13 protein-coding genes, 2 tRNA genes, 1 other RNA gene and 1 other annotated feature are annotated in these 16,059 nt (G+C 51.8%); of the genes, 3 read left to right on the top strand and 13 right to left on the bottom strand.

What is annotated here, in order from left to right:
• Positions 1-19: 19 nt before the first annotated feature.
• The 6 genes from HPY52_07710 to HPY52_07685 all read right to left on the bottom strand — a co-directional run bounded on the left by HPY52_07710 (position 20) and on the right by HPY52_07685 (position 9,210).
• Positions 20-1,321, bottom strand: coding sequence for a hypothetical protein (locus tag HPY52_07710; protein NPV80151.1), 1,302 nt, complete (start codon positions 1,319-1,321; stop codon positions 20-22).
• Positions 1,322-1,545: 224 nt separating this feature from the next.
• Positions 1,546-2,223: an endonuclease III gene (locus HPY52_07705; GenBank protein ID NPV80150.1), complete on the bottom strand. Its 678-nt coding sequence runs from the start codon at positions 2,221-2,223 to the stop codon at positions 1,546-1,548.
• Positions 2,224-2,230: 7 nt separating this feature from the next.
• Complete coding sequence (locus tag HPY52_07700; GenBank protein ID NPV80149.1) at positions 2,231-4,912, bottom strand: valine--tRNA ligase; 2,682 nt, start codon at positions 4,910-4,912, stop codon at positions 2,231-2,233.
• Positions 4,913-5,063: 151 nt separating this feature from the next.
• Positions 5,064-5,339, bottom strand: a binding site (T-box leader).
• A 131-nt stretch (positions 5,340-5,470) separates the two neighbouring features.
• Positions 5,471-7,561: an elongation factor G gene (gene fusA / locus HPY52_07695; protein NPV80148.1), complete on the bottom strand. Its 2,091-nt coding sequence runs from the start codon at positions 7,559-7,561 to the stop codon at positions 5,471-5,473.
• Positions 7,562-7,661: 100 nt separating this feature from the next.
• Entirely contained in the window at positions 7,662-8,993 is a 1,332-nt protein-coding gene (locus HPY52_07690) for a GTPase (GenBank protein ID NPV80147.1), read from the bottom strand.
• On the bottom strand, positions 8,932-9,210 hold the full coding sequence (locus HPY52_07685; GenBank protein NPV80146.1) for a hypothetical protein: 279 nt from the start codon (positions 9,208-9,210) through the stop codon (positions 8,932-8,934). Before HPY52_07685 ends, HPY52_07690 begins: the two co-directional genes overlap by 62 nt.
• Positions 9,211-9,317: 107 nt before the next feature.
• Between HPY52_07685 and HPY52_07680 the strand changes: the two genes are divergently transcribed.
• From HPY52_07680 to HPY52_07670, 3 genes are all read left to right on the top strand, one after another.
• Positions 9,318-9,722: a NusG domain II-containing protein gene (locus HPY52_07680; GenBank protein ID NPV80145.1), complete on the top strand. Its 405-nt coding sequence runs from the start codon at positions 9,318-9,320 to the stop codon at positions 9,720-9,722.
• A 65-nt stretch (positions 9,723-9,787) separates the two neighbouring features.
• A complete protein-coding gene (locus tag HPY52_07675; GenBank protein NPV80144.1) occupies positions 9,788-10,393 on the top strand; it encodes a Gx transporter family protein in 606 nt (201 codons plus the stop codon).
• A 2-nt stretch (positions 10,394-10,395) separates the two neighbouring features.
• The gene (locus HPY52_07670; GenBank protein NPV80143.1) at positions 10,396-11,205 is read left to right on the top strand and encodes a tRNA 2-thiocytidine biosynthesis protein TtcA; all 810 of its coding nucleotides are present in this window, start codon (positions 10,396-10,398) and stop codon (positions 11,203-11,205) included.
• A 40-nt stretch (positions 11,206-11,245) separates the two neighbouring features.
• Here the strand turns inward: HPY52_07670 and rnpB are convergent.
• The 7 genes from rnpB to HPY52_07635 form a co-directional block, all read right to left on the bottom strand.
• An RNA gene (rnpB, locus tag HPY52_07665) (RNase P RNA component class A) lies at positions 11,246-11,597 on the bottom strand.
• A 104-nt stretch (positions 11,598-11,701) separates the two neighbouring features.
• Positions 11,702-11,884: a hypothetical protein gene (locus tag HPY52_07660; protein ID NPV80142.1), complete on the bottom strand. Its 183-nt coding sequence runs from the start codon at positions 11,882-11,884 to the stop codon at positions 11,702-11,704.
• Positions 11,885-12,066: 182 nt separating this feature from the next.
• Positions 12,067-12,393 (bottom strand): hypothetical protein, encoded by a 327-nt coding sequence (locus HPY52_07655; GenBank protein NPV80141.1) that lies wholly within the window; start codon positions 12,391-12,393, stop codon positions 12,067-12,069.
• 245 nt (positions 12,394-12,638) lie between these two features.
• Positions 12,639-12,713: transfer RNA gene (locus HPY52_07650), tRNA-Ile, on the bottom strand.
• Between the two features lie 7 nt (positions 12,714-12,720).
• Positions 12,721-12,795: transfer RNA gene (locus HPY52_07645), tRNA-Asn, on the bottom strand.
• 65 nt (positions 12,796-12,860) lie between these two features.
• Positions 12,861-14,018 carry an RNA polymerase sigma factor RpoD gene (rpoD, locus tag HPY52_07640; protein NPV80140.1) on the bottom strand — a complete coding sequence of 386 codons (1,158 nt, stop codon included), beginning with the start codon at positions 14,016-14,018 and terminating at the stop codon, positions 12,861-12,863.
• 52 nt (positions 14,019-14,070) lie between these two features.
• A complete protein-coding gene (locus HPY52_07635) occupies positions 14,071-15,921 on the bottom strand; it encodes a DNA primase (GenBank protein ID NPV80139.1) in 1,851 nt (616 codons plus the stop codon).
• Positions 15,922-16,059 lie beyond the last annotated feature (138 nt).

Genomic DNA, 16,059 nt, shown 5'->3' with positions numbered 1-16,059 from the left:
GTGACTTGGTGTAAATTCTTCAATCCGACGGGAAGACTTCGTCCTGACGCGCGTTGAAATTTGAAAGGCACCACCTTGACGGAAAGACTTCAACCTTTCCATATTCGCCATCAAACCCTGGCATTATGTTGACTTCACCCGTCCTAGCACGCCGGACACCCTCAGCTATATCGGGGCCGGCGATGCGCTCTATCTCCTCGATAGGCGTTTCTCTCAGGATCGTCAGCTCCGGTCCCAGTTCCTTTAGAAGGTCGAAGTAGTGACGCTGAACCCCTTTGGTCTTCTCCCCAACATCAAGCGCTGAAGATATGATCTTGGCGAGGGGAATGAGGCTCTCGAAATGACGCGCCGATGGCGGTTTTGTCCCCTCAGGTCGATCTGCGAGCTCCTCAACGCGATGCAGGACACCGACGGTGACCCTCCGGCCGCATACCGGGCATATCCCCCCGGCGGCCCGGGTTTGAGCCGGAGTCCAGCGGATCCCGCAGGCTCTATGGCCATCATAATGATATTTGCCTTCTTCCGGATAGAACTCCAGGGTTCCTATGAACTTGTCGCGATCCTTTCTCTTTAGTGCATCATAAATCGCTGGAAATGATATCTCAGTATCAAAAATATTGGCTTCCCGCCCGAGATTTGCGGTGGAATGGGCATCTGAATTAGATGTGAGGACAAACCGATCGAGGCTTGAGAGCCTCCAATTCATTGGAGGATCAGATGAAAGCCCGGTTTCCAGGGTGTAGATTTTGTTTACCAGATCCCCGTAACACTCATCTATGCTATCAAATCCCGAATGTGCGCCAAATACAGAGAAATGTGGCGTCCAGATGTGGGCCGGGACGAAAATCGCATCACCGCATTCATCAAGGACGATCTTGAGAAGCTCGGCGCTATCGATGGAAAGCACCGGCCTCCCATCCGCATCGAGATTGCCAATCGTCCCAAGTCGCCGGCTTAACCTCTCGGCGTCATCGAGGCTCGGGAGGATAATGAGATTATGCAGCTTGCGAACCCTTCCATTCTTCTTATATATTGTGCTGATTTCACCGGTAACCATAAAAAAGACTTGAGCCCTGGCGGCCCATGGAATTACATCACCGCCCTCGGCCCTAAATTCGTTCTTGAGTTCATAAACCCCATCCCCTGCCGGTCGCAGCTTCGTCTTGAGTTCTTCTCGCCATATGGGATGGGTAAAATCCCCGGTTCCCAAAAGAGAGATGCCCTTATACGCTGCCCAAAGGTGAAGCTCATCAGGGCGACAGTCCCGACTCGTAGCCCTCGAGTAATGAGAATGAATATGCAGATCAGCGATAAATCTCATGTCTACTGAACTGACTCACCCGCAATTCATCGTGACAATGGCGCCGCCTCGGCGGCATAGGTGCCTCATAGAGGCGGCCATTGTCCTATATGTCCATATTCTTTCCACTGCCTTGAAAATAGATGGCTACCATTTTCATCCATCTGATGGTGTTGCGATAGCAGCATGGTGGTCTACGCAGCATGGGCATCTATCATAAATAAACTACAACCATTTTGATCCTCTTAGCCGGGCGGCGCCCGACGACGGGAAAATGGGCACAGAGAAGCCAGCTCACACTCCCCGCAGCGAGGATTTCTCGGCCTGCACCTCTTTCGCCCATGCTCGATCATATTCACGTGTGTTTCATAGGCAAGATGCGGGGGGATCATTTCTCCAAGGATCTTGTGCGCCAGAGGCAAATCCGCTTTCTCAGGAATCAACCCAAGGCGGCGGGAAACCCTATAAATGTGGGTATCCACCGGGAATGCCCCATAGCCATAACCGAAAAGCAGGACGCATCTTGCTGTCTTTTCCCCCACCCCATCCAGTGACAGAAGATACTCCAACCGGCGTTCAGGAGTCACCCTCTCCAAGCCCCTGAGACTACATTCCCCGAAATTCGCCTTGATCCTCTCGAGCGCCTGCCTGATCCGGGCGGCCTTGATCCTGGCAAGGCCGCCCATCCTTATGGCATTTTCCACAAGAGAAGGATCCGCTTTACGCACCTCATCCCATGAGCTAAAGCGAGCCCGGAGTGATTCAAACGCCCGGTCCCTGTTGACATCACTGGTATTCTGGGACAGTATGGTGAGCACCAGCACGTCCAATGGATCCCTTGTTTCATTCTTTTTGGGCCCGTACATCTGGCGAAGGGCCGCCCAGATCTCATAGATCCGCTCCTCGTTTGAAATCCGGCTCATATCCCAGTTATTCACCGCTGAGCTCCGAAATCCGCCTGGAGAGCTTGGCCTGCATATCAAGATATTCCTGATATTTCGCTTTCTCCTTCTCCACAACCTCGGGTTTGGCCTTTTCGATAAATGCCTTATTATTCAATTTGCGACGGCTCGTCTCCAGCGCCCTGGCTACCTCATCTAGTTCACCAGATAAGCGCTTCTGCTCCTTTTCAATGTCAATGACACCCTCAACTGGAACAAAGATCTCGACGCCCTTTGCTACAGCCGAGATAGAACGTTTACGCCTCGCCTGTCCCGCAGGCTCAATGGCTAGATTCTCTAATCCGGCCAGGCGGGTGATTATATCCTGCCCCTCATGCAAAATCTCCGCCTGCTCCGGGGAAGCCCCCAGTGCCGCATTTATCCGCTGCGCCGGATGTATATTGATCTCAGCCCTTATATTGCGGATAGCTCGTGTGACCTCCATTATTACCTGCATCTTTTCAATACTTGAATCGCCATCAGTTTCCTCGCGCCATTCAGGCCACTTCGACACCATGAGCGCTCCAGCGTGCCATGGCATCTTTTGCCATATAGCCTCTGTGACAAACGGCATGAATGGATGAAGGAGCTTCAAAGACTTCGTCAGGGTATCCAGCAACACGAGCCGGGCTGCCCGTCTGGCAGGCTCATCCCATTTAGAACCGTCATAAAGTCGCGGTTTCACTATCTCCAGGTACCAATCACAGAATTCATCCCATATGAAATCGTAAACCGCCCTGGCGGCCTCGCCAGTATCATATTTCTCAAGCCTATCCGTGACCTCTTTGACCACTTGATTCAGGCGGCTTCTTATCCACCTGTCAGGTAGGAGCATATAAGGCTCTAGCTCTTCCAGGATGGACTCGGCCTTATCCTCATCGCCAGAAAATGCCGCAATTTCATCAACATATGGAGATAGATTCGTAATGGCAAACCTGGAAGCATTCCATACTTTGTTTGCGAAATTTCTACTTCCTTCGACTTTATCGGGTCGATATCTCATGTCATTACCGGCAGTGTTCCCGATGACCAGCGCAAACCGCAAGCTGTCAGCGCCGTATTCATCCACGACGACAAGAGGATCCACACCTGTCCCCAGGGACTTGCTCATCTTCTTGCCTTCAGGATTTCGGACAAGGCCATGAATATATACATCCCTAAAAGGCACTTCTTCCATGAACTCGAGTCCCATGACAATCATCCTCGCCACCCAGAAGAAGATGATGTCATATGCCGTAACCAAGAGTGATGTGGGGTACCACTTCTCGAGCTCAGGGGTCCTGTCAGGCCATCCCATTGTGGAAAATGGCCAAAGGGCTGAGCTGAACCAGGTGTCGAGAACATCTGGATCCTGTTCAATATTGCTGCCGCATCTAGAGCAGGATGCCGGGTCTTCACGGGACACGATCACCTCACCACAATCACGGCAATACCATGCAGGAATCCTGTGTCCCCACCATAGTTGCCTGGAAATACACCAGTCATGGACATTTTCCATCCAATCAAGATATATCTTGGTGAACCTCTCGGGTATGAACCTGATCCTGCCGTCCTGCACCGCTTTGATGGCCGGGCCGGCCAGCGGCTTCATCTTCACGAACCATTGCTTAGAAACTAATGGTTCTACCACTGTGTCACATCGCTGGCAGTGACCAATGGCATGAAGGTGTGGATCGACACGCTCCAGGAGGCCTAGACCCCTTAGCTCATCTATCACCTTTTCCCGGCACTCATACCGGTCAAGCCCCTCATACTTGCCTGCATCATGAGACATTCGGCCATCCTCTCCAATAACGGAGATGATTGGGAGCTCATGTCGCCTCCCTATTTCGAAGTCATTGGGATCATGGCCCGGCGTGACCTTCACAGCACCTGTCCCGAATTCCGGATCAGCATATTCATCTGCAATAACCGGGATTTCCCGGTTCATGATGGGAAGGATAACGGTCTTGCCGGCTATGCCCCTATAACGATCATCTCCCGGGTTAACTGCTACGGCCACATCACCCAGCATGGTCTCCGGCCTCGTGGTTGCCACTGTTATATGTCCTGAACCATCCTTGAAAGGATATTTGATGTAATAGAGGTTCCCATCCGCATCCTCATGCTCTACCTCCAGATCTGAAAGGGAAGTCTTGCAGCGGGGGCACCAATTTATGATGTATTCGCCCCTGTAGATCAGGCCCTTCTCAAATAATCTTACAAAGACTTCCCTTACAGCCCTGGAGCACCCTTCGTCCATGGTGAATCTTTCCCTCTGCCAGTCACAGGAGGCCCCTAGACGTTGGAGCTGCCTTATAATCTCCGAGCCATATTTTTGCTTCCACTTCCACACTTCTTCTAAGAAACGTTCCCGCCCCAGATCATGTCTGGTGATCCCGGATTTGGCAAGATACGCCTCGACTTTGACTTGAGTGGCAATGCCAGCATGATCAGTGCCCGGAATCCACACCGTATTGTATCCTTGCATCCGGCGCCACCGGACCATGATATCCTGCAGTGTCTCATCGAGGGCATGGCCGATGTGCAGGGACCCTGTGACATTAGGCGGCGGAATCACAATCGAAAAGGATTCTTTATCCCTGTCTACCTCTGCGTGGAAGAAGCCATTTGACAGCCAATACCGGTAGGTCTTCTCGTCCTCTTCTTGAGGCCTGTATACCGGCGGCATATCCCATGCTCCGCCTGCATGATCGCCCGTTCTTTGCGGTTCGGCGAAATCGGTTTTTATAGCTGGATCGTGATCCAGACTCATTCCCAAAACCCCCCCATATCAATATCCCCTAAAATATCCACTGAAAACCGAAAGCTCCTTCCGTCACTCAAAGGACGAAAGGAGCTCGCTCCTCCGCGGTACCACCTTGCTTCCCGGCGAACTCTCCGCCGGGCGCTCTCTGCGCTATAACAGGCGCACCTGATGCCCCTACAAAGCCATTCCCGCGCGCTCCGCGTGAAAACCGAGTCCTTCGCGAAATCAGCCCTTCGAGAGCATGGCTCCAGAGCGACCTTCAGGGGAATCAAATCCAGAAGACCTTTCACCCGGTGAGTCTTCCTCTCTTGGGATGATGCCCCCTACTCCTCTCCTTCAATGCCTTATTCAAACCCATGGCCATCTAAGCCCCAGTTGGGTATATTTTAATTCAGAATATCACAACCCGGATGCACAGTGCAATAGCTGCGAGCTATTTTATTGCGGCGACGCGGCAGCCATCGCCAACCGCCGCGCTGTTTATTCCTTTTCCCTTTCCTTTTCTTTCTTTGCAGCTTCGATTATCTGCTGACTTATTTGCGCCGGCACTTCTTCGTAATGCGAGAATTCCATGCTGAAATGCCCGCGGCCTCCAGTTATGGACCGGAGATCAATGGCGTATTTGAACATCTCGGCCATCGGGACCTGAGCCTTGATGACCTGAGTATGGCCCTGCGGCTCCATTCCCAGGATCTTGCCTCTTCTCTTGTTGAGATCTCCCATGATGTCACCCATGTAGGCTTCCGGCACCACGACCTCAACATTCATGATTGGCTCAAGGAGCACCGGTTTCGCATCAGCGGCGCCCTTTTTCAAAGCCATGGAGGCAGCGATCTTGAAGGCCATTTCTGACGAATCAACAGGGTGGTATGAGCCATCGTAAAGTGTGGCCCTGAAATCTACCATCGGGTAACCCGCCAGGACTCCTTCAGACATGGTCTCCCTGATGCCTTTCTCGACGGCGGGGATATACTGCCTCGGCACCGCGCCTCCAAAGATCTTGTCCACAAATTCAAATCCGGAGCCAGGAGGCAGAGGTTCGAGCTCCAGCCATACATGGCCATACTGCCCGCGGCCGCCGGTTTGCTTTTTATGCTTGCCTTCCACTTTGACAGTCCCACGTATGGTCTCCCTGTAAGGTATCTTCGGATTGTCCAGCGTTACTTCAGCGCCAAATTTCCTCTTCAAGCGGTCAGCCACAACCTCAAGGTGCTGCTCCCCCATCCCGGAAACCAGCACTTCACCAGTCTCCGCATCCTTGCGAACTACAAATGTAGGATCCTCTTCAGCGAGCCTTGCAAGCCCGGCTCCTATCTTATCCTCGTCGCCTTTGCTCTTGGGACGGACCGCCAGGGAAAGCGTCGGTCTTGGGAATGCTATGGGGTCAAGCACAACAGGGAATTCCTTATCACACAGTGTATCACTTGTGGATGTCTCTTGAAGTTTGGCGACGGCCGCTATGTCACCGGCAGTAACCTCATCGGTCGCTTCCTGTTGTTTGCCTCTCATGAAGAAAATCTGACCTATACGCTCCTGGACGCCCTTTGTAACGTTGAAGACCTGGCTATCCGAACGTATAACCCCGGAATAGACCCTAAAGTATGTGAGTTTCCCCACGAAAGGATCAGCCATGGTTTTGAAAACCAAGGCGCAAGCCGGCGCATCTACACTGTTGGGAACCTTCCGTCTGGAGCCTGTTGACTTATCTGTCCCTTCCACTTCAGGCCTGTCGGCCGGCGATGGCAGGAAAGCTGTTATTGAGTCGAGAAGAGGCTGCACTCCAATATTCTTGAGGCCGGACCCGCATAAAATGGGTACAGTCTTCCCCGAGACGACTGTTTTCCGCAGGCCGCGTCTGATCTCTTCGTCTGTAAGCTCCTCATCACCAAGATACTTCATAATGAGCTCGTCATCATCGCCGACAGCAGCCTCTATCAGCATCTTGCGATATTCCTGAGCCCTTTCTGCCAAATCCTGAGGAATCTCGCCTACCATGGTCTTCTTGCCGCCGCCATCGAAGAATATGGCCTTCATGGCAATCAGATCAACGACACCTTTAAATGACTCCTGAGCCCCGATAGGCAGCTGAATAGGTACGACATGGGTCCCGAACTTTGCTCTTATAGCATCTGTAACTTTGTAAAAGTCAGCATTTTCCCTATCCATCTTGTTAATGAGGACCAATCTTGGAAGATTTCTCTCATCAGCGACCTGCCAGAGGGTCTCGGTGCCAACTTCCACGCCGGAAGACGCGCAAACCAACATTACTGCAGCATCCGATACTCGTAGAGCGCCGATCGTATCGCCTAAAAAGTCAGCGTATCCTGGCGCATCCAGGATGTTGATCTTGCATCCGTTCCAATCGCATGGAGCCAAGGCTACGTTGATAGATATCTTCCGCTTGACTTCCTCCGGATCATAGTCGGTTGTGGTGGTACCCTCGTCGACGCGCCCAAGCCTGTCTATCTTCCCACAATCAAATAGAATGGCTTCTGTAAGGCTAGTTTTCCCGGCCCCCCCGTGGGAGATCAGGGCGACGTTCCGTATTTGCTCGCATGTCAGTTTCCCCAACCAGATCTCCTCCTCAAAACAAGCACCTTGTTATTTTGCAGGCTACCCACATTATTTTATACTTGTCAGCCCGCAAGTTCAAGGATATTCTGTGAAAGCCTCACCAAAGGCGAAGTCTTTCCCCGATGAGATCCTCAAGGGTCCTTCCCCCTGTCTCAACGAGTTCGTATCTCGCCCGGGCAGTTGGTTTGTCAATCCTTATAACCCGCCTCAGATCTATAGGGGTGCCTATCACCACCACGTCACACGGGGTCTTCCTTATAGTCTCCTCGAGTTCGGAGATCTGGGTCGCGCTATAACCCATAGCTGGAAGAAGAGGTTCAAGGTCAGGATATTTGCGCAGCGTATCCTTGATGCTTCCGACAGCATATTCTTCAGGGTCCACCAAGGTGGTGGCTCCTGCCTTTTTCGCGGCTATTACCCCAGCCCCATAGGCCATACCACCATGGGTTAGCGTAGGGCCATCCTCGACCACTAGCGCTCTCTTGCCAGCCACTGCGGCCTCGTTATCTAGTGTGATAGGTGAATCGGCGGTTATAACTGCAGCCTTGGGGTTTGCAGCTTTGACATTTGCCAGAGTCTTCTCAATATTTCCAGGGTCTGTCGTGTCTACCTTGTTTACGATAACGATATCAGCCATCCTGAGGTTAGTCTCGCCGGGGTGATAGGACACCTCATGTCCCGGCCGATGTGGGTCCACTAGGACGATATGAAGATCCGGCTCATAGAATGGCAGATCATTGTTCCCCCCATCCCACAGTATGATCTGCGCCTCAGACTGAGCCTTTTCTAGAATCTCACCATAATCAACGCCTGCGTAGACTATGTGTCCCTGCGCGATGTGAGGCTCGTATTCCTCCCTTTCTTCAATGGTACATTCATGCCGGTCGAGATCCTCATAATTCTCAAACCTCTGGCACACCTGCTCATCGAGTCTCCCGTAAGGCATGGGATGTCTCACGACCACTGTTTTCACGCCATGTGCCCTGAGTATCTGGGACACCCTTCGGGTTGTTTGACTTTTCCCTACCCCTGTGCGGACGGCGCAAACCGAAATGACGGGCACTTCGGCTTTGAGCATCGTGGTTTTAGGCCCCATAAGCAAGAAATCAGGACCTTGACTTAACACCAGTGACGCCCTGTGCATCACATATTGATGAGAGACATCACTGTACGCAAAGACTACCTTATCCACAGCCTTTTCCTTTATGAGCTTAGGTAGATCTTCCTCAGGAAGGATTTCGATGCCTTCTGGATACCTGGGCCCTGCAAGCACAGGCGGGTAGCGGCGACCCTCTATGTTCGGAATCTGCGTAGCCGTAAACGCAACAACTTCATAATCCGGATTGTCTCTGAAAAATGTGTTAAAATTATGGAAATCTCGTCCGGCAGCTCCCATTATCACCACTTTCTCTGGCTTTCGCAAGATGATCCTCCTCCTCTTTTGAATCATTAAAACGCCTTGATAAACCATCTCTCCCGGAGCCCGTGGTCATATTAGGCCGAATGACGCTGATCAGGATGGCAGATGCCCCTATCTCGATGGCAGCGTCAACTGCTTTCTCCACAGGCACTGAAGTGCCAAGGTAATGGCACTCTATCCCCAAGCCCTCGATTCCCCCATGCTTTATGTCTATTATCTCCCTCATAAGGTTCCTCTCTTGCCCTTCCCTTATGGATATAAAAGAAGTAAAATTATAGCATGGTCTCATTCTCGTAGCGAAGCGTTCTGTTTTCCGGGGAGGAATTCGAGCTCGTGCTGAAAAAGGGCGACATCATACTTATTTCGATATTCATTATTCTAGCCTTGTGCGGATTTGCCCTTTCATCCATAAAAACGGCTAGCGGCCGGGGGAACCGAGTGGTGATAAAAGTCGATGGCAAGGAATATGCTAGGCTATCTCTAAGTTATCCATCGCAGTCCAAGACTCTGCTGGTGAAGACCCGTGATTCCCATGGCAAAGATTCGTATAACCTGGTGGAGATCCAAAATCAGCGTGTCCGGATAAAGGATGCAGACTGTCCAGGCAAGATGTGTGTCAAAACGGGATGGATCTCAAAGCCGGGGCAGACTATAGTATGTGCGCCACACAAGGTGGTTGTCATGGTAGAATCTGATTTCATCCAACAGAGGGATGAGCCTGACCTTGTGGCCTATTGACCATCCACTCTGCTATGGCGTCGTGGCCATTGATATTCATCATCGTCTAAGGAGGTTATTGATCATTGGCGCTTTCAGGAGATCATAATCAGATAAAACGCCTTACATCTATAGCCATACTCATATCCTGTAGTCTGATCCTCTACCTGGTAGAGGCCATGATTCCGGTCCCACTGCCGGTTCCTGGCGCGAAACTCGGGCTTGCCAATGTGGTCACTTTGATCTCTATAGTGCTGCTCAGGCCATACGATGCATTGCTGGTAGTCGCCGTCCGCTGCCTCCTTGGCTCACTTTTGAGCGGCAATCTTGCCAGCTTTTGGTTCAGTATAGCTGGCTCCACCCTGGCCACCATCGTGATGAGCATAGCATTTTCACGCTTCAACTCTTATTTGAGCCTTGCCGGGATAAGCGTCCTGGGCGGGGTATTTCACAATATAGGACAGCTGTTTGTTGCTGCCATAATGGTACAGAGCTTTGGTATATACTTCTACCTGCCTTTCCTGATCATAGCCGGTGTAATCTCAGGATATCTGGTTGGTCTCATAGCCCAGATGACACTGCGAGGACTCGCAAAGGCAGGTGCATGGCTCGGACCTGTGAAAATTATGGGGCCCGCCCGAGTCGAAATAGCGGGAAAGGACCCTCAAGGAGCGCGTAGTACTGGACTGTAACCATGAAGATCGAACCTATAAAGGAAGGCAGACAGAGCCTGCCGAAACGATATGTGCGGCGACTCTGGAGAGCCATCGTGGAGTTTGAACTACTCAAGCCTGGTGACCGTATACTCGTGGGTTTCTCCGGGGGGAAAGACAGCGCATTTCTGCTTTATGCGCTGTCCGTGATCCGGAATTCGGGCCCCATCCCCTTCGACTTGGGCGCCCTTACCGTTGACCTTGGATTTGACGAGCCTTTTGATAGAGATCGCCTGCATGAATTCTGCACAAGGCTCGATGTGCCTTTTAATATCGAAATGACGCAGATCTCACGGGCCGCCCTTTCGCCCGAGAGCAAACAAAATCCATGTTCACTGTGTGCGCACTTAAGGCGCGGCGCAATCAACGGCTTCGCCAAGATGCAGGGATATAATAAAGTAGCCCTCGCTCATCATCATGACGATGCGGTAGTGACATTTCTCATGAGCATAATCTATTCCGGCCAGATTCAGACATTCAGTCCTGCCACTTATTTAAGTGACACAGGGCTGACTGTCATAAGGCCTCTCGTTTACTTCCGCGAATATGAGATCCAGAAGGCTGTAGCCCTTACGGGTTTTGAACCTCTCACGAGCCCCTGTCCAGTCACAAAAGTAAACAAACGAAGAGAGATATCCGATCTCATCAGAAATCTCGTGAGAAAGGATGCCTCGATATATCAGAAACTTTCCAGGGCTATAAGGCGCGACGCCGTCAAGGAACTCTGGCCGCCGGTTCCATCGCGGGAACAGATGAGACTGCTTCATCTCAAACTTTTTGGGACACTTTGAGGATGGTCTGAAACGCTTTGAGGATCGCTTGACGAAAGCAGGAACAAGCAGGTCTGTAAGCCGAGTTCTGTCGAGGATGACCATCTATCTAGGACGCCGGTCACCCGGCGCCTCCAGCGACCATACCCGAGGGAAAAGCGGGCCACTTTATCTCCCTCCTATTTGGTCTTGCTCCAGGTGGGGTTTGCCTAGCCAACCAGTCGCCTAGTTGCTGGTGCGCTCTTACCGCACCGTTTCAGCCTTACCGGACGGATGATTCATGCCGGCGGTTTGATTTCTGTTGCACTTTCCTTGGGGTCGCCCCCACTGGGTGTTACCCAGCACCCTGCCCTGTGGAGCTCGGACTTTCCTCAGGCCGGCGTCAGCCAGCCCGCGGCCATCCGGCCTGCTTGTTCCACCAAAAAACCAGCGAATCTCCCTGGATGATTATATACCTGAAAACCCTCATGATCAATGGAAACTCTGAACTCGTGATCCAGGAGCATCCCAAAGGAGCTCAGCTTCTCATGGCCCCGAGGAGATCCTTATAGGTATCTATATCCATGCCAACATCGGTCTTTCTGGCGTGGATATCTGTCCCGTTCTTTCGAGCGCACTCAACACATCGCTTGGTGCTCGGCAGGATCTCGAGCCGCTCCTTAGGAATCGCTCTTCCACATATCTCGCACTTACGCTCCATTCTCCCCTACCCCACCTATCCAAACAAATGACAGGCAATCCTGGGTGAGTCCGCCATGCCTCCCCCTACACTCACATAGATATATTATTTCGGCGCCGTAAGGGGAGTTCCTTCCATTTGCCGGAATCAAATATCGAGACCTTGCCAGGAAAAACTGACAAGGCCTCCCATTATGAATTGCCCTAGAGTTTGATCTTATCTGCTAGATCTGCGATGAGAGGTATCCTCCAGTAGCGCCCAAGTAGGGCCTGGACTATCCCGATGATGGCTATTATCACGATGATGGGTTCGAGGATGACCCATCCAATCACCGGTATTATGCCCGCGATTAGGCTTGCTATGAATAACAGAAAAGCCTGTTTCGCATGAAAGATGGCGAATTTGTTCTCCCTTTGTGTCATGAAAGTAACAATCCAGAGTATCCAAAGGTAACTTGTTGCCGCCCAAACTTTTCCTTCTTCAACGATCTGCTCGTCGGTCTTTGTGACATCAGTTCCTGGTTCCGCCAAGATGCCTTCACCCTCCTTTCAAAAATCCAGCCTCATGCCCACGGGAGAACCCCGGCATAAGTTCTATTATTTACCTTATATTCGCCAAAACGGAGGGTATTCCTTTGCAGGTGCCGATGAGCGATCAAAATTTTCAGACTTGGCAGCTCTAATTGCAGCAAGACAAAAAAAACAACGCAATCACATACTGGACTGCGTTGCCACTTCACCGTATTGGTATTGACGCTGCTACCGCTCGATCGACCTGGTGGGCCCACCCGGATTCGAACCAGGGACCAACCGGTTATGAGCCGGTCGCTCTACCGCTGAGCTATGGGCCCATAAAGATGGCTCCCTGGGCAGGTCTCGAACCTGCAACCTACCGGTTAACAGCCGGTTGCTCTACCGTTGAGCTACCAGGGAACTCAGCGTTACACAATTTATTATAGTCTGTGCATCCCGGCAAGTCAACCCCCTAGAGCGAAATTTTATTCGAGGAAGTCCTTGAGTTTCTTGCTCCTGCTGGGGTGTCTCAACTTCCGCAATGCCTTCGCCTCGATCTGCCTTATGCGTTCACGGGTAACGCCAAACACCTGCCCTACCTCTTCGAGGGTCCTCGATCTCCCGTCATCTAGGCCGAACCTCAGGCGGAGGACTCTCTCCTCCCTGGGGGTGAGGCTATCTAAGACACCTTCGAGCTGTTCCCGCAACAGAAGGTGCGATGCAGCCTCAGCGGGGGCAGGCGCATCCTCGTCTTCAATAAAATCTCCCAGATGGCTGTCTTCTTCTTCCCCGATGGGAGTCTCGAGGGAGACAGGTTCCTGCGCGACTTTTGTGATCTCCCTCACCCTATCGGCACTAATTCCCATCTCGGCAGCGATCTCCTCTGGGGTGGGTTCCCGGCCGAGTTCCTGCAGGAGTTGACGCTGCACGCGAATTAGCTTGTTTATGGTCTCCACCATGTGAACCGGAATACGAATGGTGCGAGCCTGGTCCGCGATGGCGCGGGTAATGGCCTGCCTGATCCACCATGTAGCATAAGTACTAAACTTATACCCTTTCCGGTAATCGAATTTTTCGACAGCCTTGATCAACCCTAAATTTCCTTCCTGGATGAGGTCCAAAAAAAGCATCCCGCGCCCCACATAACGTTTGGCGATACTTACCACCAACCTGAGATTTGCCTCGGCAAGCTTACGCTTGGCCTCCTCATCCCCTTTTTCGATCCTCTTTGCAAGCTCGATTTCCTCCTCAGGCGTAAGGAGAGGAACTCTCCCGATTTCCTTGAGGTACATCCGGACGGGGTCATCGGTGGCGATACCTTCAGGCGCAGTCAAGTCAATCTCTATAGGTTCATGCGCCCCTCCATCCTGGTGCTCTATAGCTTCTATCTCTGCAGCATCGGGTTCGACAACCTCACCAGGTTCATTTGGCTCAGGCACTATATCTATGCCCTTTTCTGCCAGCAACTCATATATATCATCAATCTGTTCGGGCGTAAGATCAACCTTATGCAATGAATCCATGACCTCTTGGTAAGTGAGGCTGCCTTTCTTCAATCCTGTCTCTAACAGTTGCTTTACCTCGGGAATATCGCGTTCTGGATGCTTCGCCACTTTTCTCCCCCCTTCCTCTGACACCGAAATTGCAGCATTTCAAAAAAACAACACTGACTGGTGTTCCTGCCGTTCTCCCCGATCAGGTATGCGGCAATTCCCGGCTTAGTCTCTCGGCTAATTGCTGAAGTTCTAGCAAAAGTTCGTTTGATTTCTCAGTCTCCCCCTTTTTCTCTGCCAGACGCATCTTTTCTTCGAGAGACGCGATCTTCAACCGCAACTGCCTCTCGCGCACGAGACGTATACAATCCTTCATGACACGTTCCCTGAGCCCTGGTTCCTCGCAAGGCAGCTCCCTGGAGAAAATGTCTTGAGCGAGATTTCGCTCGCGGCCTTCCCCCAGGATTGCAAGGGCGCGCGCTGCATGGCCCGAGGCTTCGAGAATCGCGCTATATATCTTCTGGTGCTCAGGGTAATGAAAACCTTCTACGCCAATCTCCTCCTCGATCCTTGCGAGAATCTCAGGATCCTCGATGGCAAGATGAAGCAAGGTAGCTTCTGCTTCCCGGTAAGCTTTCCCCAGGTTATCTCGCCTGGAGATAGTATTTCCGTTTTCTCCATTTTTATCCTTTAGAGGGGCCATATACCTTCTGGGTCCTGCCCCTTCTTGTTGCCGGACAGCGCTTCCGGGCATTCTGTGCTGATAACCTAAGACATCGTTCCATAAAGAATCTTCTGCAAGGCCCAGTCTTGAAGCAACCATTGCTACATACTCTCTGCGAGCAACAACTCCGGGCAACGATGCCAGGACAGGTACCATCTCCCTGGCAATTGCCACACGATCCTCGGTGGAGTCCAGGCTTCTTTTTTCGAGCGAGACTCGCAGCCGATAATCTATATAACCTACGGCATTGTCAATGATCCCGGCGAAGAACTCTCTACCCTTATTGCGAATTACTTCATCTGGATCGAGGCCTTCTGGCAATTCCGCCACCTTGACGGTCAAGCCAGCCTGGAGGAGCAACTCAAGCCCCCGCAAAGTGGCCATCTTACCAGCTACATCGGGATCATAAGCTAAAACCACTTCCCTGGCCAACATCCCCAGCAGCTTCGCCTGTTCAGGAGTAAGGGCGGTCCCAAGCGATGCTACGGCGCAGTCAAAACCGGCCTGATGCAGCGCTAAAACGTCGGTATATCCTTCGACCAAAATAGCCCTGCCATGCTTAGAGATGGATTCATGAGCATGATATAGACCATAGAGATTATGCCTTTTATTGAAAACCGGCGACTCTGCTGAATTAAGGTACTTTGGCTGGGTATCATCCAGCACCCTACCGCCAAACCCAATAACTCGTCCCCGCCGGTCGCAAATAGCAAACATCACTCTGTCTCGAAACCTGTCATAGTATCCGGACCCATCCTTCCTCTTCACCACGAGACCGGCTTTCTCGGCGGCCGGGAGAGATATCCCCAGATGCGAGAAGCGCGAAGTCAGACGATCCCATTCCGGATATGCGTATCCAAGTCTGAATTTCTCAATGGTCTCCATGGTGATCCCGCGTGACTTGATGTAAAGGAGAGCCCTTTCTCCTGAGCCCTTTGAAAGCAATGCCTTCTTGAAAAAGTCCGCAGCCAGCTCATTGACCTTATAGAGTTGTTCCCTATCAACCTGAACATATCCCTTCCCCACCGGCATATCGCGAGGCTTTATTCCGGCCCTGTCGGCGAGGAATCGAACTGCCCCCGGAAAGTCGAGGTTCTCGATCTTCATGATGAATGTGAAGACATCCCCTCCGGCGCCGCAGCCAAAGCAGTGAAATAATTGCTTTTCGGGAGAGACCGTGAAAGACGGGGTACGTTCACTATGAAACGGGCAAAGAGCCTTATACCCCCTCCCAGACTCGCGGAGCGGGACATATTCGGATATTACCTCTATAATATCATTTCTAATTCTGATCTCCTCGAGCTCTGCGCTTGAGAATCGCGCTGACAATAGACATTCGCCTCGCTCATGATAAAGACCCTATCTCGAAATCTTGACAGTTTTATGCCACAGTTTCACATATCTCCCCTTACAGGATTTCGCGAAAGCCCCAGATTTTCCTCCCTCACATGGCCTGGTAGGGCTCAG

Source organism: Bacillota bacterium, assembly GCA_013178415.1.
GTDB lineage: Bacteria > Bacillota > SHA-98 > Ch115 > Ch115 > Ch115.
The sequence above is the reverse complement of the archived record's forward strand: the minus strand, read 5'-3'. Positions and strand labels throughout refer to the sequence as shown.